Genomic DNA, 19750 nt, shown 5'->3' with positions numbered 1-19750 from the left:
CTCATGACTCAGGTGCCTTCTTACGAATCCCCGCAACTTGATTTGTTGCGGGGATTCGACCTTGCTTCGCCCCAGCAGGCTGATGCTGTACCAGCCGAAGCGCAGGCCGGGCATCTACCCGTAGCAAGGGTTCACATTGATAGTCCGCTACCGCACCTGGACAGGCTCTTCGATTACAGCATTCCTGTCTCGCTTGATGCCCAAGCACAGCCCGGTGTGCGGGTGCGCGTGAAATTCAACAACCGGACCGTCTCAGGCTGGATTCGTGAAAGGGCAGCAACAAGCAGTGTCGCGGGACGCTTGCTACCCCTCCAAGAAGTAATCTCACCGGTTTCCGTTGTTTCACCCCAGGTTTTTCAGCTTGCTGATGCGCTAGCTGATAGGTATGCGGGGCTGATTCCCGATATCCTGCGCCTTGCGATTCCACCGCGTGTTGCCAGCGTTGAAAAACCCTATCTACCGCGAAAGGGCGATAGCGGCCCCGGCCAGCACGGCCTGACCCACACCTATCGTGCTGAACCGTTGGAAATAGCACCGGTGGATTTGGAAGGCTTTGCTGACTATACCAACGGTCCCGAGTTCTGCGATGACCTTTTAGCAGGTGCAGAGGCGCGGGCAGTTATGGCCGTCCTACCCTCGCACCCCGAACGGAGCTGGGAGGACCTACTTGCCTCAGCTCTGGTGGCTACCGCCAGCACCGGCAGGGGAGCCTTAGCTCTCGTTCCTGACCGCAAAAGCCTGGACCGCCTTGCCCAGGCTCTGAATAAGCTGGTTCCGGCATCAGCATTCGTCCAGCTAACAGCACACGACCAGCCCACCATAAGGTACCGTAACTTTCTGTTGACCAGATGCGGGGCCGTGCGCATTGTGATTGGAACGCGCTCAGCGGCCTACGCCCCCGTTGCTAATTTAGGACTGGTAGCCTGCTGGGACGATGGGGACTCTTCACTCATTGAACAGCGGTCGCCCTACTGCCACGCACGCGACGTCCTTTTGCTGAGGGCTAGCCAAGAAAACACGGCGGCTCTCTTCATGGGCTACGCAGTTTCCAGCGAGGCAGCGCGCTTGGTACGCACCCGCTGGGCCAGTTTTATCGGGGCCGAACGAGAACTGGTCCGCTCCTTTACACCCAGGGTTATGACAACGGGTGATGACTACGCACTGGCTAGGGACCCGCTGGCTGCTATAGCCCGTATCCCGCACCAGGCTTTCGCTGTAGCCAAAGACGCCCTCGAAACGGGGCCCGTTCTTATACAGGTAGCTCGGGCTGGCTACATTCCTGCGCTCAGCTGTCAGCGGTGTCGTATGCCAGCACGTTGCGCAGACTGCCGCGGACCTATGATTGTACCTGGCGGAGGTAGCGCCCCCCAGTGCGGTTGGTGCGGTCATCTGGCCCAGGGCTGGCATTGTATCGAATGCGGCTATGACCGCTGGCGTACCGGCGCAGCCGGTGCCTTACGCACCGCCGAAGAACTGGGCCGGGCTTTCCCTGGTGTACCGGTGATCACCTCCAGTGGCGAGAATATCCGCCCCGCTATCGGCCCCGAACCGGCCCTGGTCATTGCCACTCCTGGCGGGGAGCCGGTAGCCCAAGGTGGCTACTCTGCGGCGCTCTTGCTTGATGCTGATCGCATGCTCCAGTTTGATTCGCTGCGGGCACCGGAGACCGCTTTGCGTCGCTGGTTCAACGCCGCAGCGCTGGTGCGTTCTTTTGCGGTGGGTGGCCGCGTGGTCACGACAGCTAGCCCTTCACCCACGCTTGAAGCCCTTATCCGTTGGGATCCCATGGGCTTTGCCCTGTGGGAGATGGATGAGCGCAACGAGATTGGCCTACCACCGGCTGTTCGTACCGCTGCTATTACGGGCAGTGAAAAAGCTGTCCAGACCTTCTTGGACGCTATTGAACTACCTGACCAAGTGCGGGTGAGCGGGCCAGTAGCTTTAGCTGACCCTACAGGGTTTTACGACGGTGAACCCGAGGGAGATCTCTACCGCGCCATTATCTTCTTTACCTATGCGCAGGGGCCTAGTCTCACCCATCACCTCAGAGCAACAAAGGCATCCCTAGCTGCCCTGCATAAGAGCGAGCCAGTCCAGATTAGGTGTGACGGCCTAGATATCCTCTAGGCTTCCGCCTGCCCTTGGTAGAGCTTCATTGCTGTCTCAACTAGTGTGAGTGCGCTGGCCTGCCAGCTGTAGCGTTGAGAATCCTTTAATCCTGCTCTGACCGCCTGCTGGGCAACAGCCGGGGCGGACAGACCTCGTATTGCCTGCGCAAATTCCCAGGCGTTATGGGTGCTGGCAAAGTGGGCCTTCGGAGCTATCTCACGGAAGATAGGGATATCGCTGAGTACAACGGGGCAACCGGCGGCCTGTGCTTCAGCAACCGGCAGGCCGTAGCCCTCCTCCTTTGAGGCGGTGAGCAGGGCGTGGGCGCGCCCCAGCCAATTGCGGTATTCCTCATCGCTCACACCGTTGTGGAAGGTGACGTTGGAACCGGCCAGTGGCAGTAATTCAGCCTTCCGGTGGGGACTAATTTTAGAGAGCAGGTGCAGGCGATAGTCGGGCAGGAACTTCATGGCCCGCAGTAGGGTCTCCACATTCTTGTAGGGCATGAAGGAACCCATATAGATCAGGTCTTTGGTACGGGTCGAAAGCGCTGCAAGCGCCTGAGCTTCGGTCACAATACTCCCTGGCTGGGGGGCATTAGGGATCTCGACAAGACAGCGGTGTGTCAGGCTGTGTTGTCTTATGAGATCTGCCGTTGTCGCCGATACCGTTGCAACAGCATCTGCGCTGTTGAGCAGGTATTGCTGGGGAGCGTAGGTTGAATGGAAGACCCTCCAGCCCAGGCGTACGGGCAGGGGCAGGAAGGAGGGCGGAGTAGGGTAGCTGTAGTAGATCAGGTCGTGAAGGGTCAGAATTAGCTTGAATTTGCGTCCTAAACCGCCCAAACCAATGGTCTGCATGGGAGAAAAAACTACGTCAGGGTTGTGACGATTCAGCTGGAGGGCCGCGAGAGGTTCAAGGGCAGATGTTGGTGAGCAGATTGTGATGTAAGGCAGAGGCGGAAGCATCTCAAGCTGGCGAAGGTCGTGGATAGCCATGACTAGCTGGAAGTCCCGTGGCAGGTGGCTATCTTGGCTCTCTATCAGCTCATGTAGAGCTGTCAGGAGTGATGCTGTATAGCGGCTAATTCCATCGTGAAAGCCAATGCGGGTGTAGCGTGCATCAACGATTAGCTTCACAGTTCTAGCCCTTCACGGTTGAATTCTTTAATGAGAGCGGCTGCTCGTAAGGGTGTTTCGTAGTGAATAAGGTGGCCCACCTCGGGGATCAGATCAAAACGTCCCTGCTGCAGAGAAGCGGCCATCTGCTCTTGAAGTTCCAGGGTACCCAGGTCGTCTTTTTCGGCAACAATCATCTGAACGGGCAGGGGGACTGAGGGCGCAAAATCAGCGGCAGTGGCCGATATGGAGGCCCGGTAGGCTTGCAGGACGGCATCGCGGGAGGCAAATGAGCCGAAATAGGCGTCGTGCTGGCTGTTGATAAAGGCGCGAAGCTCTGGGTCCTGGGTCTTCATCATATACTCGCTACTGAGCCTGGTCACCAGCCGGGAACGGAGCAGAGCAAATCCCAGACCCGAGGGGAGACAGGCGCCCGCCCCATAGTAAAGCTCGGCCAGACGGGTCATAATCTTCTGCTCGCCTTCCAGGGCAGGCTGGCAGATGGGGTTGATGAGGGTGAGCCGGGTGAAAAGCTGGGGGCGGACTAGCGCCGTGTAGCTAGTGATAATAGACCCAAAAGAGTGGCCGACCAGGTGGACGGGGCCAGGGTTTGTCAGTTCAATGAAGTCAACCAGCCAGGCCGCATAGCTAGATATCGTGTGCTCAGCACCGGGGATCGCCTCGCTTCTGCCAAACCCAGGTAGGTCGGGGATATAGACACAGTAGTCCTCTAGGCCCTGGGCTATGAGCTCCAACCCGTGGTGGTCACCCCGAAAACCGTGAATTAGAACCAGGGGAGGGGCATCTTCCTTGCCGTAGACCCACCAGCGGCAGCGGGCACCGGCAATTACACCCTCGTGAAGGTGCCCGCGCATCTTGATGGTGGGTACCGGTTCAAAGACCGAGGGCTGCTGTTCTGAGGTATCCAACGGCATCATCAACTCCTTTACCAAAACACTGTACCCGTTTTCACCCAAGGTATGCTTTCTCACCCAGCAGACGGGCGGGGTAAACCCTGCCGAGGCGCGGTACACTAGGTAACAAATGATTGACAGCTTTGGCTTTGGTGTGCCCAAAAATGGTGCTCCAGAATCGAATGACAGACAGGAAACACCGTGACTGGCCAGGTAGAACCTACCGAACAGAACGAAACCACCTGGGACTTCCGTGCCATGGAAGCCAAGTGGCAGCCCTACTGGGAAGAGACTAAGGTCTTTGAACCCACCGATGATGAAAGTCTAGAAACTCGTTATGTAGCGGATATGTTCCCCTACCCCTCCGGCGACCTACACATGGGTCATGCCGAGGCCTTCGCTATTGGCGATGTGACTGCCCGTTTCTGGAAGCAGAAGGGCTACAACGTTTTGCACCCTATCGGTTGGGACTCCTTTGGTCTGCCCGCTGAAAACGCGGCTATCAAAAATAACACCCACCCTCAAGAGTGGACCTACAAGAACATTGAGACCCAGGCAGGTTCTTTCAAACGGTACGGCATTATGGCCGACTGGTCGCGCCGCCTGCACACCTCAGACCCCGAATACTACCGGTGGACCCAGTGGCTCTTCCAGCAGTTCTACAAGAAGGGCCTAGCCTACCGTAAGTTCTCGCAGGTCAACTGGTGCCCCAAGGACCAGACCGTACTCGCTAACGAGCAGGTTGTTAACGGGGAGTGCGAGCGCTGCCATACCCAGGTCACTAAGAAGTCTCTGAACCAGTGGTACTTCAAGATTACCGAGTACGCCCAAGAACTCCTGGACGATATGAAGGAGCTTGAAGGGCACTGGCCTGACCGTGTTCTGGCGATGCAACGGAACTGGATTGGCCGTTCTGAGGGTGCGCAGGTTACGTTCGCCCTTGAGGCAGCTGAGGGTAAGCCCGCTAGCAGTGTGGATGTCTTTACAACCCGCCCCGATACCCTATACGGTGCTACTTTCTTCATCGTGGCTGCCGATGCCGATCTGGCCCTCGAACTGGTCACCGATGATCAGCGCGCGGCTCTGGAGGCCTACCGAGAGAAGATCAAGGTTCTATCGGACATTGACCGCCAGGCCACTGACCGAGAGAAGACCGGTGTCTTCCTAGGCCGTTACGCAATCAACCCGCTCACCGGCGATAAGCTACCGCTGTGGGCTTCTGATTACGCCCTAGCTGACTACGGTACAGGTGCGCTCATGGCCGTGCCCGCCCACGACCAGCGCGACCTGGACTTTGCCCGCAAGTTTGATATTCCCGTCATTACCGTTCTTGAGACTGGCGAGGAAGACCCTGCGGTTTCAGGTCTTGCAACCACCGGTGACGGTGTCCATATCAACTCTGGCCCCCTGGACGGCCTCAACAAGGCCGAGGCAATCTCCAAGGTAATTGAGATGCTGGAAGAGAAGGGCCTAGGTAGCGGCAAAGTCAATTTCCGCCTGCGTGACTGGTTGCTCTCCCGTCAGCGTTTCTGGGGTTGCCCGATTCCTGTAGTCCACTGTGAAGAGCACGGTGAGCAGCTGGTGCCCGAGGACCAGCTACCTGTTCTCCTGCCCGATAACCTCTCGGGCGAAGACCTGGCCCCTAAGGGCCAGTCACCTCTTGCTGCGGCCACCGAGTGGAATACCGCTCCCTGCCCCGTATGTGGCAAGGATGCCAAGCGTGACTCCGACACCATGGACACTTTTGTGGATTCCTCCTGGTACTTCCTGCGCTATGTTTCCCCCAACTTCGATGCTGGCATCTTTGATCCCGAGCAGATGAAGAAGTGGAACCAGGTTGACATGTATGTTGGCGGTGTTGAGCACGCTATCTTGCATCTGCTCTACGCACGCTTCTTCACCAAGGTCATTCGTGACCTGGGCCTGATTGACCATTCAGAGCCTTTCAAGGCTCTGATGAATCAGGGCCAGGTTCTCAACCAGGGTAAGGCTATGTCCAAGTCCCTGGGCAACGGCGTTGACTTGGGTGAGCAGCTGGATAAGTTCGGTGTCGATGCTATCCGAACCGTCATGGTCTTTGCTTCCCCGCCCGAAGACGATGTGGACTGGGCCGATGTATCACCCGCAGGTATGCAGAAGTTCTTGGCACGCGCCTGGCGTGTAGCCAACGATGTCAGCAGCCAACCCGGTGTTGACGGCGCCACCGGCGATAAGAGCCTGCACCAGCTGGTTCACCGCACCATCTTTGAAGCCGGAAATCTGGTAGAAAACGGCAAGTTCAATGTTGCTGTTGCTAAAACCATGGAGCTGGTGAACGCCACCCGCAAGGTGATTGACTCTGGCGCTGGTGCGGCTGACCCCGCGGTCCGCGAGGCGGCTGAGGCTATTGCGATCCTGCTTTCACTCTATGCCCCCTACACCGCTGAGGACGCCTGGCACCTGCTGGGCCACGATACCCCGGTTCTGACCGCCGGTTGGCCTGCCGTTGACGAGAGCCAGCTGGTTGATGAGACAGTCACCGCTATCGTCCAGGTCAAGGGCAAGCTCAAGGACCGTCTGGAGGTTGCCAAGGACATTTCCGAGGCAGACCTTGAGAAGCTAGCTCTAGCGTCTGAAGCCGTTCAGCGTGCTCTGGCTGGGGCTGAAATCCGCAAGGTAATTGTTCGTGCCCCTAAGCTCGTGAATATCGTCATCTAATATTTCTTGGCTGTTTTCAGGCGGGGTGCCACCAATCTGGGTGGCATCCCGCCTGCTTTCTGTTAAGGGTGCTAGACAGCAGAAGGGGTAGAGTAGGAGGGTGCGTTCACTTGCTCTCGTTACCGATTCTTCTTCCGCTCTGCCTATAGAGCTGCTGGCAGCTCTGCTCAGTGCGGGCGGCTTTGCCATTGCGGATTTACCGGTTTCAATCGACAATCAGCCGGTTGATAGCCTGGACTCCATGACCGTTGATGAGGCTATTGCTATGGCCCATGTTCAGGGCCAGCAGGTTACCACTTCCGGGGTGGCTCCCGGGGCCCTGGCTGATATTTACGAGGACTTCGCCCAGCAAGGGTTTGAGGGCGTTGTTTCGGTACACCTGTCGGGTGAGCTTTCTGGCACCTGCGATGCAGCAGGCTTGGCCGCGTCCATGGTTGATATCCCGGTTGCGGTGGTGGACTCTCTCAACCTTGCAATGGGTCTGGGGGAGCCGGTTGCCCGCCTGCACCGGTTGTTGGCCGAGGAGGGCGACCTAGAAAGAGCAAGCCTTCTGGCTGAAGAGCTGTGTTCAAGCACCGAGCTCTTCTTTTTTATTCCAACCCTAGACGCTCTCAAACGGGGCGGTCGGGTCAGCCCAGCCCTTGCAATGGTTGGGCAGATGTTCCAAATTCGACCTGTGGCAACCGTTCTGGACGGCAAGCTAAGCTACCTTGAACGCCCACGCACCACGGCAAAGGCTATTGAACGCCTCGTAGCCCTCACTCATGATGCTTGTAGTAAACGCTCCGGTGAGTTGCCTTTAGACATCACTTTAGAAACCTCTGAAGCCAGATCACTGATACAGAGGGCTGGCAGGGTCGTTGCTATCCACTACAGCGGGAATGTGGAGCAGGCAAAAGAACTTAAAACTAGGCTCGGTCAAGTAGCTGAGCAAGCTCAGCTTAGCCCGCTACCGCCGGTTCTCGCCGCCCACGCAGGCCTGGGTGCTCTTGCAACCGTTGTGCTCTAGGCTTTGGTAGGTGGGCCGCCTGTGAGCATCGTGTTCTACAGCCGCGTCATGTATTCACCTTTTTCACTAACTGATGAGCTAAGTGCTGGAGAATAACAGTGCCCTGGCCTTCCACAGCTAGGGTTGAATACAGGTCGCTAGGACCGATCGGTCTAACCTGTCGGCATGAAAGAACAGCACTTTCAGAGCCCCGACCTTTCGCAGGAGGCCTGGCCAGAACCCTACGACTGCGAGGATGATAGGCCTGATCGACTCACAGATTATCTGATTACGACAAGAGGTCCTGCCCCCGGTGAGGATCCAGCTCAACCTTCAGAACAGGTCGGCAGCTCACGCCCACGCCACCGGCTACTGATTGAACAGGCCCTGCAGGCGCAGTCAGCTCATAGCTCTTTATCAGCCCCTCAGGCATCGGTGATTCGTTGGAAGGTACCTACCGGAGCGCTTATTATCCTTGCACTGGTTCTTTCCGGCTTTGCCCTGTGGCCGGTAGTAGGAGGTTCAAGAGGTAGCCAAGAAGTCATCTCTCCCGTTTCTGCTCCGGCACAGGAACAGGCAGGTGCTCGGTCCAGGCAGGAGCCAAGCAACACCTCAGATTCTAGTACGCCCACCAGTAGCAGTTCAGCCGCATCAGGTGGTGCTGTCCTAGTACATGTGACCGGTGCTGTGATCTCTCCCGGCCTCTACGAGCTTAAACCGGGGGGCCGCGTCAACGACGCACTTACTGCTGCCGGTGGGCCTAGGCCCGATGCAAATACCTCGGCTATCAATCTGGCTGAACCGGTCATGGATGGGAGGCAAATATATGTTCCGGCGGTGGGGGAGGAAACCGTCCTGCCACCCGCACAGGCTACCCAAGGAAAGGCAAGTAGCTCCGCCGGTAGTTCCTCTGCTACCGATCATTTGGTGAACATCAACACAGCAGAAGCTAGCGAGCTGCAGACTCTGCCCCAGGTTGGTCCTGTACTTGCTGAATCGATCATAGCCTGGCGTGAAGAGCACGGAGGTTTCCAGTCCGTTGACGAGTTAGACCAGGTATCAGGTATCGGGCCGGCTAAACTGGAAAAACTCAGGCCATTGGTGACCGTCTAATGGGATCTGCACAGTACCTTCGCAAGCGCTGGCACCAATCCCGGGCCCTGAGCTGGCATCGGCTGGCGCAACCTCGTTTTACAGATATACGGCTCCTTCCTGCGGCACTTTCTCTCTGGTGTTTTACTGCCCTTACGCACCTATACCCTTTCAGAGTGGCTCTGGTCCTCCTGCTCTTACTTGCTTTCCTGCTGTGCCTTTCCTATCGGCCCTTGACTCTCAGAATAAGCAGAATCAGCACCAGGATTCACGGGGGATTACAGGCCTGTCTAGCCTTTGCGCTCCTGCTTTGTTGTCTGCAAGCCGTCATTATGGTGGGCAAAGATTACCCAGCTAGGTTAGACCTACTCCAAGAGCTCAACGGTCAGGGCTTACGGCTTGCCGGCCAGGTTGTGAACTCCGAACCGGCCACTCGGGGAGGCTACAGGACGACCGTTGCCACTCACCAGCTATCGAAGTATCCCAGCACCTACGAGGCAGCTATCAGCCTTCATATCTACACAGAGCAGCTGTTTGTTCCCGGAAGCTCAGTAACCGGTGTAGGTAGATTTCGTATTCAGGGTAGCTACTACAGCGTCAAAGGGGCGCTACGGTACCAGGGCGGTGCCCCATCAGCTCCCGCTATTTTTCTTCTCAAAAACGAGCTACGGGCAAAGGCGACTAGAGAGATAGGTGCGGATGAGGCCGGGCTGGTCTTAGGGATGGCATACGGGGACGATACTCCGCTTTCAGAGCAGGCGGTCAATGCTTTAAGAGCCTCAGGGCTCACTCATCTCACAGCCGTATCCGGTTCCAATATCACCCTCATCTTCGTACTGGCCTACCGGCTGGTTCAGCAACTGGGCCTACCCAGGTTACTTCTGATTTGTTCTGGTCTGGGCGCTGCCACCCTCTACGTCTCGGTTGTCGGCCCGGACGGTTCGGTATTAAGGGCTTGGACTATGGGCCTGCTCGGTGCGGTAGGTCTTGTGCTGGGGCACGGGGCCTACCGGCTTACCTTGCTTTCAAGCTGCCTTATCGGTTTGCTGTTTATATCACCCGAACTGGCAACCGACTACGGGTTCGTGCTATCCGTCACCGCCACAGCCTCGCTGATGCTGTTGGCACCTGCCATAACGCGTCTCCTCTGCCATATTTTTCCTTTACTCTTGGCTGAAGTCTTAGCTCTTCCTTTGGCGGCTTCTCTATGGTGTGCACCGGTTATTTTGCTCCTTTCAGAGTCTTTCTACCCCTATACCGTTCTTGCGAATATCCTGGTGGCCCCATTCGTTGCCCCTATTACCTTGGCCGGCCTAGCGGCCCTCCTAGCTTCAAGCCAGAATTATGCTGATCAGGTAGCTAGCTTCTTCCTCCAATGCGGTGGCCTGGGCGCCCAAACCGTCCATTGGGTAAGCCGCTGGTGCTATGACCTCCCCGGTAGTCGCATCCCTTTAGAGGTGAGCCCCCACAACCTACTGCTGACGCTCTTTGGCGTGGCGGCTGTCAGTGCCATAGTTTTGGTGACCGATGCCCGGATTAACACTCCGCAGGATTCAAGAGTTCCTGCCTTATTTGATGTTGGCGAGAGCGGTATAGCGTGAGCAGAACACCTTCTTTGAATAACCTCTTACCCGGTTCCTGGAGAAAAGACCCAGCACGAAAATGGGCCAATCTGGTGCTCTTCTGCCTCATTGTGGTTCTTCTGTTCGTACTTATCACTCCACGCTTTTCATCAAGAGATAAGGCCCCAGCTGACTGGCAGTGGATTACCTGCGACGTTGGCCAAGGCGATGCCCACCTCATCAGAATAGGCAATAGTTCTGCCATCCTCCTGGATACAGGGGATAACCCTCAAGCACTTAAAACCTGTCTGGACTGGGCTGGCATCGACGAACTAGAGGCAGTCGTGCTCACGCACGAGCACAGCGACCACTACGGTGCCTACTCTTGGGCTTTGGCCTCCCTACCCGTGAAGAATGTAGTGGTAAGCCCCTATTTTGGTTCAGAAAAACTCAACCAGCTAGAAGGTCACGTTTCCCGGCAGCTACAGCATCAACCGGCACTGCATTCCCTTGAGCAGGGGAGCTCTGTAGGCTTTCCCCTCAGTAATCACCGGGTACAAGCTACCGCAGAGGTTTTGTGGCCACCGTCCGAACCGCAAGCGATACCCGGTGAATCAGATAGCTCAAGCTGGACCAACAATACCTCGCTGGTGATGCGCTGGGATATCGCGCCCTTGAACTCGCAAGAGGAGCACCTCACGGTACTCACCACAGGCGACCTAGAGGCGGAAGCTGCCCATAGCATCATCAAAAACTACGGCTCAGCCTTGCCCTCAGCAGTGCTTAAGGTCGCCCACCACGGGTCCAGGGGGAGCGGGACCGATCTCATCATCGCTGTCAAACCTCAGCTAGCTGTAGTTTCAGTGGGACAGGGCAACAGCTACGGCCACCCTCACCCCAGCATTATGGAATTTTTAGAGAAACAGGGCATAGCTACTAAGAGGACAGACCAACAGGGCCATATCGCGGTGAGCTCCCATGACGATGGTCTACACCTCATCACTTCTCGTTAACCTGCACGCCCAAAGATTTTCTGACAAGATGGAAGGGCACGAAGGAGGCCCATGGCACGCTCATCAAAATCACGACCGTCCACTGCAGACAAGGCTTGGAGGACAGTTCCTCTGGCGGCAGTAGCCCTACTGTACGGACCCGAGGAATATTTTGCCCAACGAGCGAAGGAACGGCTCCGCAAGCTCTTTGCTGAAGAACACGGGGCCTATGAGCTATCGGTACTTTCAGCTAAAGACTACAAAGCTGGCCAGCTAGGGGTCCTAGCTAGCCCTTCTCTCTTTGACGAGCCCAAAATTATTGAGGTCGAACAGCTTGCACAGATGAACGACCTCTTTTTGACCGATATGTTGGCCTACTGCCAGACTCCGCAGGCTTCAACCCTGACTATCCTTCACCACAGCGGGGGAAACCGCGGAAAGAAACTCTTAGACACCATCCGTGCTAACAGGAATTACCCAGTAGTTGAGTGCAAATCTCTCAAGAACGAACGTGACCGTGTAGATTTTGTGATTTATGAGTTTAGGGAAGCTGGTCGGCGTATTGACCCCCTTGCCGCCTCCACCTTGGCAGCTGCTTCCAGCGATATAGCTGAGCTGGCATCGGCGGCTCGACAGCTGGCCTCCGATGAACCCGGTGAGATTACTCTGGAGACTATCAACAGATACTTCGGAGGCCGAACCGAGGTCACAGCCTTTAAGGTGGCCGATGCTGCTATTGCCGGTAACAGCAGGGAAGCCATCAAGCTTGTCCGCCAGGCTATGGACACCGGAAGTGACCCTATCCCACTGCTTGGTGCCTTGGCCGCCCGTATCCGTAATATCGCCAAGGTTCACGGGGTACCTGGGAGCGCTAACCAGCTCGCAAGTGAGCTCAAGATGATCCCCTGGCAGGTCGAGGCCGCGCAACGTGATGCACGCAGGTATTCTCCGGCTGACCTTGCGCAGATTCTAGCTCTTCTGGCTGATACCGATGCCCAGCTTAAGGGTGAGAACCTTGATCCGCTCTACCCGCTGGAAAAAGCTGTCCTTGCTATTGCGCAGACGGCACAGAGCCGGTAATAGGTCCTGGCAAAAATATCCCTGGCATGCACAAAGCCCCACATACCCTAAGGGTGTGTGGGGCTTTATGTCACTTCGCTCTTAGACGCCGGCTAGAGGGGCCGGAACCAGAACTTAGGAAAGCTTGTTTACCAGAACAGCAAGGCCTGACTTCTTGTTTGCAGCGTTCTTCTTGTGAAGAACACCCTTTGAAACAGCCTTGTCAAGCTTGCGGTTTGCGGTACGAAGAGCGTCAGTTGCTGCTTCAACATTCTGAGCTTCAACTGCCTCGGTGACCTTACGGATGGAGGTCTTGAGATCGGACTTGATTGCGTTGTTGCGCAGGCGAGCCTTCTCGTTGGTGAGGATACGCTTCTTCTGGGACTTAATATTAGCCACGATTAAAAACTTTCTGTTTTTGTCTAATTGGTCGGTGAGGGCTGTGCTGACCGGTCATCGACTGAGCGGCGTGGGGATGCCTATGGCAACCAGTCAGCAGTGCCCGATGACCATCGGACACACAAGCATTAACTTTATCAGTTTATTGGCTCTGTGTGGCGGAGATTAAGGCAACACTTATGCACCTGCCCTGAAGATAGTTCAGCGTTGGTTGTAGGCCTGAACAACCAGGTCGAAGGTTGCCCTATCCATAGTGGCGCCTTCACGACGAAGACCCCTGGGGTTGAGCTGGATGACCCGGTTGAGCTTGACCTCGGAGGGGCGGCCTTCCTTATCCCATGCGCCGCTACCGATATCGAGATAGTTGGGGTCGGTGGTTGCGGCGTTGGTGTGGTCCTTACTGGTCAGCATGAGACCTAGCAGGTAGTTGCCGCTCTTCCCGATAATCAGAAGCGGGCGGTCCTTTCCCTGGGTGTAGTCTTCTTCGAAGGGCACCCAGGCCCATACAACTTCACCGGGGTCAGCTTCACCATCGGGGTTAGGGGAGTAGTCGAAAGTTACAGTTCCGAAGTAATCGCCGGGGTAGCCGCCGGTTTCCCAGCTACCAGTGTTTGAGCTGGTAGCAGGGGGTGGCGTTGTACCGGTTGCGTAAGGGTTTGAGGGGACTCCCGGCGACTGGCCTTGAGTGCTCTCTGCCGGTCTCTGCTGAGCTGGCTCAGTCCCAAAAGTGCCGTAGTCACCCTCGCGTTTGGTTTCTCGCGTGGTTTTTGAGCGGGTGGTCTTCGGGGCTGCGGTACCCTGCTGACGATCCTTCTGGTTCTGGTACTTGTTCCATTCGCGCATAAGCTTCTGACCGATGCTGAGCGCCTGGTTGATGGTTCTCAAATTGATCTTCATGGTCACTACAATAAACGCTTATGAGCGGCGCGCGAGCAGACACGCACGCGTGATGTGTGAGAAACTGGTTAACTGATTTCTATCGTCAGAGACTTCCCTGTGAGCTTCTGCAAGCTACTGTGAGTCGTGAAAGGACCAAACCCACGTGTCACCCTTGGCGACCAACCCACCTAAGCCCGCGGCTACTGATCCCTCCATCATCCGCAATTTCTGCATTATCGCGCATATCGACCACGGTAAATCGACCCTGGCCGACCGCATGTTGCAGGCTACCGGGGTTGTTACCCCGCGTGAGATGAAAGCTCAGTATCTTGACCGCATGGATATCGAGCGTGAGCGCGGTATCACCATTAAGTCCCAGGCTGTTCGTATGCCTTGGGAAGTCAAGGGCGTTAACTACGCTCTGAACATGATTGACACACCCGGCCACGTGGACTTCACCTATGAGGTTTCACGCTCTCTGGCAGCATGTGAAGGCGCTTTGCTTCTGGTTGATGCGGCTCAGGGTATTGAGGCCCAGACCCTGGCTAATCTCTACCTAGCCATGGAAAACGATTTGGCTATTATCCCGGTCCTCAACAAGATTGATCTGCCAGCGGCACAGCCCGATAAATATGCAGAGGAGCTAGCTCATCTGATTGGAGTTGAGCCCGATGAGGTTTTGCGTGTTTCCGGTAAGACCGGTGAGGGTGTGCCCGAACTTCTAGACCGTATTGTGGAGCTCCTGCCTGCACCTAAGGGGGAGCAGGATGCTCCCGCCCGCGCCATGATTTTCGACTCCGTATACGACTCTTACCGCGGCGTTGTCACCTATGTTCGTGTAGTTGATGGTAAGCTCACCCCGCGTCAAAAAATCAAGATGATGTCCACGGGCGCGGAGCATGACCTGCTCGAAATTGGTGTGATTTCGCCCGAACCTAAACCCACCGACGGACTGGGTATGGGCGAAGTGGGCTACCTGATTACCGGTGTAAAAGACGTCCGTCTCTCCCGCGTGGGTGATACCGTGACAAGTTCGCATCTGCCTGCCAGTGAGGAGCTGGGAGGTTACCAGGACCCCAAGCCTATGGTGTTCTCTGGCTTGTTCCCCATTGACGGCTCCGACTACCCGGCCCTGCGCGATGCCCTGGAAAAGCTCCAGCTCAACGATGCTGCCCTGATCTGGGAGCCTGAGACTTCAGCGGCACTAGGCTTTGGCTTCCGCTGCGGCTTCCTGGGTCTGCTCCACCTTGAGATTGTTCGTGAACGTCTTGAGCGGGAGTTCAACCTGGACCTTATCTCCACCGCTCCCAACGTTATCTACGATGTTGTGGGCGAAGATGGAGTTTCCCAGCGGGTGACCAACCCCAGTGAGTTCCCCGAAGGCAAGGTAGCCATTATCAAGGAACCCATGGTCGCCTGCACCATCATCGCTCCCAACGAGTTTGTGGGTGCCATTATGGAGTTGTGTCAGTCCCGTCGCGGTTCCATGGGGGGCATGGATTATCTCTCCCAGGACCGTGTGGAGCTCCGTTATCGTCTGCCACTGGCTGAGATTGTCTTTGACTTCTTTGACCAGCTCAAGAGCAAGACCCGTGGCTACGCTTCACTGGACTGGAAATTTGACGGCGAAGAAGAGGCCGACCTGGTCAAGGTTGACATCTTGCTCCAGGGTGAAAAGGTCGACGCTTTCTCTGCTATCACTCACCGTGATAAGGCATACTCCTACGGTGTCATGATGACCGGTAAACTGCGTGAGCTGATTCCTCGCCAGCAGTTCGAGGTACCTATCCAGGCTGCCATCGGGTCACGCATTATTGCCCGTGAGAATATCCGCGCTATGCGTAAGGATGTCCTTTCTAAGTGCTACGGTGGCGATATTTCGCGTAAGCGTAAGCTCCTTGAGAAGCAGAAGGAAGGCAAGAAACGTATGAAGATGGTGGGCCGCGTTGAGGTTCCCCAGGAAGCCTTCATTGCGGCGCTCTCATCGGGTGAAGAGTCTAAGGACAAGTCAAAGAAATAATGCCGGCTCAGCCTTTAGGCCAACCTGCACCCTTGGACGGCAGAATCCCATTTGATTCTGCCGCCAGTTTGCAGGAACGCGATTTTAGTTTGTATGTGCATGTTCCTTTCTGTTCTGTGCGCTGTGGTTACTGCGATTTCAACACCTACGCAACCGAAGATTTCGGTGACGGCGTTGGGTTAGGCAGTTATGCTGACGATGCTATTGCTGAGCTTGAGTTTGCTCAGCGGGTTCTGCGAGAGTCAGGAGCACCGGAGCGTAAGCTCTACTCTGTGTTCTTTGGGGGTGGGACTCCGACCAAATTGCCGGCTGCTGATTTAGTCCGGATTCTGGCGAAAGCCATAAATCTATTTGGCTTGGAGAAGGGGGCGGAGGTTACCACGGAGGCCAACCCCGACTCTGTGACCCGCGATGACCTGTTTACGCTCAGAGCCGGTGGCTTTACCAGGGTATCCTTTGGCATGCAGTCCGTGGTGCCTGATGTCCTTGCAGTGCTTGACCGCACGCACACACCGGCTAATGTTCCTAAGGTAGTGGCTTGGGCCCGCGAGGCCGGTTTACAGGTTTCCCTTGATCTGATCTACGGCGCTCCGGGGGAGAGTCTAGAGCAGTGGGAGCAGACCGTGCGAGCGGCAGTTTCTTATGGGCCTGACCATATCTCGGCCTACTCCCTGATTGTGGAGGAGGGGACTAAACTTGCCGCGCAAATTCGTAGGGGTGAGTTTGCTATGCCCGATGAAGATGCTATGGCCGATAAGTATCTTCTTGCTGAAGCAATCTTCGATGAAGAAGGCTACCACTGGTATGAGGTTTCCAACTACGCTAAGTCGCCGGAGTTTAGGAGCCGCCACAACTACGCCTACTGGCGCAACCAGGACTGGTGGGGGGTTGGTCCCGGTGCTCATTCACATGTGGATGGGACTCGCTGGTGGAACCTCAAGCACCCAGTTCCCTACACCACAAGGGTCAGGCAAGGTCTAAGCCCCGCAGCGGCCCGCGAGGTCTTAAGTCAAGAAACGCGACGGTTTGAAGACATCATGCTCATGCTTCGCGTCATCGACGGATTACCTGTGAGCCGGCTGGTGGAGGGCCGGCAGGGCACCGATATCGCTTCGTCCCTCGACTGGCTTATAGGTCAAGGGCTGATTGATGAGCAGGCCCTTGCTGACGGTCGGGTCAGACTCACTCTGCAGGGTCGGCTCTTAGGCGATGCCGTGACCAGGGAGCTACTACCCGACCTGTACTAAAGAAAACTGGGCCTCATACCTGCATAAGGTAGGGGCCCAGAACTTTTAGATTAGCAGAGGCTACTTTTTACGGCTCAAAATCTTAGTGAAAAGGAAAGTGTTGAACTTGTACTGGTAGGGGTTACCGCGAGTTACCACAATGCCGGCAATAAGGGCTGAGAAAGCCAGGTAGGTCCAGGTCAGAGCTGCTACAAGTCCGAAGAACCAGCCGATAGCGGGGATGTTACTCAGAATAATTCCCAGAGCCAAAACGATGGTGGGAAGCAGGGTGAAGTCGAGCGCCTCACGTGATTCCTGCTCAGTGAAAGGACCGCGACCCCGGTAGAGGTAGTAGATAACAGCGGAGGGGATACAGCCGAGTACACCACCGAAGTGGGCAGCAGTCGCTATGTTGCGGTCAGCATTAACGGACAGGTGCGATGCCGTTGCTGAGGACCCCTTGTAGGTGGTGGTCGATGGAGAAGTTGCAGTCTTCAAGAAGGTTTCTCTTTGGTCTTGGGTGGATACGAGTGATGGCACGATGCCAAGATCATGCCTCAGACAAGTCTAGTCAATAGCTTGTGTACAAGGTATAGGTATAAGTGACTTTTTGTCTTGTGAGCGCACGATATTTATCACATTATTTACCGAGAAAGTTTAGCTTTCAAGAGTCACAAAATCTATGAGTTGTTCTACTGGGCCAAGCAGAGCCGGCTCAAGGTCGGTATAGGTATCAACGCGCTTTAGGATTGAGTCCCATCCGGCTCGAATATCTTCGGGTCTGGCGTAAGGCCGGTTGAGTCGGCGGAGGATTCCCTGCTTCCATTCTTCGCTGCGGGGGATTACGGGCCATTTCTCGATTCCAAGAACGCCGGGTTTAACTGCCTGCCAAATATCGACAAAGGGGTGCCCCATAATCATTACGTTCCCGCGAGCGCCGGGGGTTTTCAGCGCGGCTTCGGCTATACGGCTTTCTTTAGACCCGGTAATCAGGTGGTCCACTAGAATCCCGAGTTTTCGGTGGGGCGCTGGTGCGAACTCCCTAATGGCACTGGCTACATCATCAAGACCGTGGAGGGGTTCGACCACAATCCCTTCGACACGCAGGTCGTGCCCCCACACTTTCTCAATCAGTTCAGCGTCGTGGATACCTTCGACCCAAATTCGGCTGGCACGGGCAGTCCTAGCGGGGGCATTATCCAAGGCGACAGAACCGGATCGGGAAATCTGCTTGGTGGGCTTAGCCTGTTGCGGTTCAGGAGCAACAAGGTTGACCGGTCGACCTTCAAGGAGGAAGCCGGGGCCCAAGGGGAATTGCTTGACCCGCCCATGCCGATCCTCAAGACCTACCATACGGTTACTGCCAACAGAGCGGAGCGAAACAGCTGCACCCACAAAACCGCTCACCATATCTTCGAGAACCAGCCCCGGTTTGAGCACCACGCGGGGTAATTGGGAATGTTTGTGGGCGCTCAGATCAGCTGACCCCCACGAAGCGCGATAATCCATTGAACTCCTTGAAAACACGGCCAAGTGCCTTAGCCATCAGCGTACTGAATTCTGATTCTAGTGCAGTGGTATTAGAGTTAACGGGTAACTTAGCACTCTGGTATCCCCAGTGCTAAAAACCCTTAAAGCTCACATCATCAGGAGGTGAAATGGACCATCCGCGCAGGCTTCAGGTCTTGCAGGCTATCGTCGAGGAATACGTGCATACTCGGGAGCCGGTTGGTTCAAAGACCCTCATTGAGCGGCGGCAGTTGGGGGTTTCTAGCGCCACGGTGCGCAACGACATGGCCGCTCTGGAAGAACAGGGCCTGATATCGGCACCACATGCCAGTGCGGGCAGAGTGCCCACTGACCTGGGTTACCGGCTTTTCGTTGACCAGATATCGGCTTTGCGACCGCTCTCACCAGGGGAGAAGAGAGCAATCCATACCCTGCTCGATAGCGCCGATAGCGTGGATGACATGATGAAAAGTAGCGTCCAGCTCCTTTCTTCGCTTACTCACCAGGTCGCCATGGTGCAGTATCCGACCGGCCCGACGGTTGCGCTACGGCATGTTGAGCTGGTCTCTTTATCAACATCCACAGTCCTAGTGGTACTGATTACCGATACCGGGCAGGTCACCCAACGAACGGTAGCATGCCCGCATACAGCCGATGAACTGGTCACTATCAAGCAACAGCTTATTGAGGCCTTTTCGGGTCAGCCTCTGTCCCAGGTAGCTCAGGCGCTGGCTCCTCACCCGCGCAGCAAGCTCATGCTCAGCCTCGTCCAGGCCGTTCAGCTACTGGCAGCTCAGGGTGTATCCTCTCAGGTGCTGATAGCGGGAACAGCCTACCTGGCAGAGTCAACCGTTGATTTTCGCGGTAGTATTGCACCTGTACTCGATGCCCTTGAAGAGCAAGTGGTGCTCCTTAAGCTTTTGGCAACTATGGAACACGATGAGCGCGGTTTCGCGGTCAGCATCGGCTCAGAAAACAGGGAGAAATCGCTGGCCGAGACCTCAGTTGTTGCAAGTAGCTACGGCCCTGGAGGAAACGCACACGTTGGTGTTGTAGGGCCAACACGTATGGACTACGCCCGAACCGTCTCAAAGGTGAATGCCGTAGCCCGCTACCTGTCAAAGATTTTGGGGCAGGAGTAAAACAGCTTCTTGCCTCCACATATTTAGTAGTACCCCATGACCCT

At 56.0% G+C, this 19750-nt stretch carries 16 protein-coding genes; 10 read left to right on the top strand and 6 right to left on the bottom strand.

The genetic code is table 11. From position 1 onward, the window contains the following. The first annotated feature begins 3 nt into the window (after positions 1-3). Complete coding sequence (locus ACN08Y_RS04875; RefSeq protein WP_419104521.1) at positions 4-2127, top strand: primosomal protein N'; 2124 nt, start codon at positions 4-6, stop codon at positions 2125-2127. Here the strand turns inward: ACN08Y_RS04875 and ACN08Y_RS04870 are convergent. Together ACN08Y_RS04870 and ACN08Y_RS04865 are read right to left on the bottom strand one after the other, a co-directional pair. After that, positions 2124-3248 (bottom strand): glycosyltransferase family 4 protein, encoded by a 1125-nt coding sequence (locus ACN08Y_RS04870; RefSeq protein ID WP_419111997.1) that lies wholly within the window; start codon positions 3246-3248, stop codon positions 2124-2126. The two genes, ACN08Y_RS04875 and ACN08Y_RS04870, sit on opposite strands and share 4 nt — an antisense overlap. Further along, on the bottom strand, positions 3245-4162 hold the full coding sequence (locus tag ACN08Y_RS04865) for an alpha/beta fold hydrolase (protein ID WP_419111996.1): 918 nt from the start codon (positions 4160-4162) through the stop codon (positions 3245-3247). The genes ACN08Y_RS04870 and ACN08Y_RS04865 overlap by 4 nt, the downstream gene beginning before the upstream one ends. Positions 4163-4399: 237 nt before the next feature. Between ACN08Y_RS04865 and leuS the strand changes: the two genes are divergently transcribed. The 6 genes from leuS (at position 4400) to holA (ending at position 12552) form a co-directional block, all read left to right on the top strand. After that, positions 4400-6838 carry a leucine--tRNA ligase gene (gene leuS / locus ACN08Y_RS04860; RefSeq protein WP_419112053.1) on the top strand — a complete coding sequence of 813 codons (2439 nt, stop codon included), beginning with the start codon at positions 4400-4402 and terminating at the stop codon, positions 6836-6838. A gap of 100 nt (positions 6839-6938) precedes the next feature. Next, positions 6939-7847, top strand: a complete 909-nt coding sequence (locus tag ACN08Y_RS04855) for a DegV family protein (RefSeq protein WP_419111995.1) — start codon at positions 6939-6941, stop codon at positions 7845-7847. Between the two features lie 165 nt (positions 7848-8012). Then, positions 8013-8939, top strand: coding sequence for a helix-hairpin-helix domain-containing protein (locus ACN08Y_RS04850; RefSeq protein ID WP_419111994.1), 927 nt, complete (start codon positions 8013-8015; stop codon positions 8937-8939). A gap of 311 nt (positions 8940-9250) precedes the next feature. Then, positions 9251-10519 carry a ComEC/Rec2 family competence protein gene (locus ACN08Y_RS04845; protein WP_419111993.1) on the top strand — a complete coding sequence of 423 codons (1269 nt, stop codon included), beginning with the start codon at positions 9251-9253 and terminating at the stop codon, positions 10517-10519. Beyond that, positions 10516-11493 (top strand): ComEC/Rec2 family competence protein, encoded by a 978-nt coding sequence (locus ACN08Y_RS04840; RefSeq protein WP_419111992.1) that lies wholly within the window; start codon positions 10516-10518, stop codon positions 11491-11493. Before ACN08Y_RS04845 ends, ACN08Y_RS04840 begins: the two co-directional genes overlap by 4 nt. Positions 11494-11544: 51 nt before the next feature. After that, positions 11545-12552 (top strand): DNA polymerase III subunit delta, encoded by a 1008-nt coding sequence (gene holA, locus ACN08Y_RS04835; RefSeq protein ID WP_419110413.1) that lies wholly within the window; start codon positions 11545-11547, stop codon positions 12550-12552. 114 nt (positions 12553-12666) lie between these two features. Here holA and rpsT read toward each other — a convergent pair whose 3' ends face one another. Beyond that, complete coding sequence (gene rpsT / locus ACN08Y_RS04830) at positions 12667-12930, bottom strand: 30S ribosomal protein S20 (RefSeq protein ID WP_419099673.1); 264 nt, start codon at positions 12928-12930, stop codon at positions 12667-12669. Between the two features lie 201 nt (positions 12931-13131). Beyond that, a complete protein-coding gene (locus ACN08Y_RS04825; RefSeq protein ID WP_419111991.1) occupies positions 13132-13827 on the bottom strand; it encodes a type II toxin-antitoxin system PemK/MazF family toxin in 696 nt (231 codons plus the stop codon). Positions 13828-13972: 145 nt separating this feature from the next. Between ACN08Y_RS04825 and lepA the strand changes: the two genes are divergently transcribed. Then, the gene (lepA, locus tag ACN08Y_RS04820) at positions 13973-15829 is read left to right on the top strand and encodes a translation elongation factor 4 (RefSeq protein WP_419099675.1); all 1857 of its coding nucleotides are present in this window, start codon (positions 13973-13975) and stop codon (positions 15827-15829) included. Next, positions 15829-17076, top strand: coding sequence for a radical SAM family heme chaperone HemW (gene hemW / locus ACN08Y_RS04815; RefSeq protein ID WP_419111990.1), 1248 nt, complete (start codon positions 15829-15831; stop codon positions 17074-17076). Before lepA ends, hemW begins: the two co-directional genes overlap by 1 nt. 60 nt (positions 17077-17136) lie before the next feature. On the opposite strand, the gene ACN08Y_RS04810 is transcribed toward hemW, so the two are convergent. Together ACN08Y_RS04810 and ACN08Y_RS04805 are read right to left on the bottom strand one after the other, a co-directional pair. Continuing rightward, the gene (locus ACN08Y_RS04810) at positions 17137-17553 is read right to left on the bottom strand and encodes a DUF4870 domain-containing protein (protein WP_419099677.1); all 417 of its coding nucleotides are present in this window, start codon (positions 17551-17553) and stop codon (positions 17137-17139) included. Between the two features lie 159 nt (positions 17554-17712). Next, positions 17713-18564, bottom strand: a complete 852-nt coding sequence (locus ACN08Y_RS04805) for a DUF3097 family protein (protein WP_419111989.1) — start codon at positions 18562-18564, stop codon at positions 17713-17715. 149 nt (positions 18565-18713) lie between these two features. Here ACN08Y_RS04805 and hrcA point away from each other — a divergent pair, with 149 nt between their 5' ends. Further along, the gene (gene hrcA, locus ACN08Y_RS04800; protein WP_419099679.1) at positions 18714-19706 is read left to right on the top strand and encodes a heat-inducible transcriptional repressor HrcA; all 993 of its coding nucleotides are present in this window, start codon (positions 18714-18716) and stop codon (positions 19704-19706) included. Positions 19707-19750: the final 44 nt, after the last annotated feature.

The sequence above is a fragment of the Rothia sp. P5764 genome (genome assembly GCF_048512965.1).
Lineage (GTDB): Bacteria > Actinomycetota > Actinomycetes > Actinomycetales > Micrococcaceae > Rothia.
The sequence above is the reverse complement of the archived record's forward strand: the minus strand, read 5'-3'. Positions and strand labels throughout refer to the sequence as shown.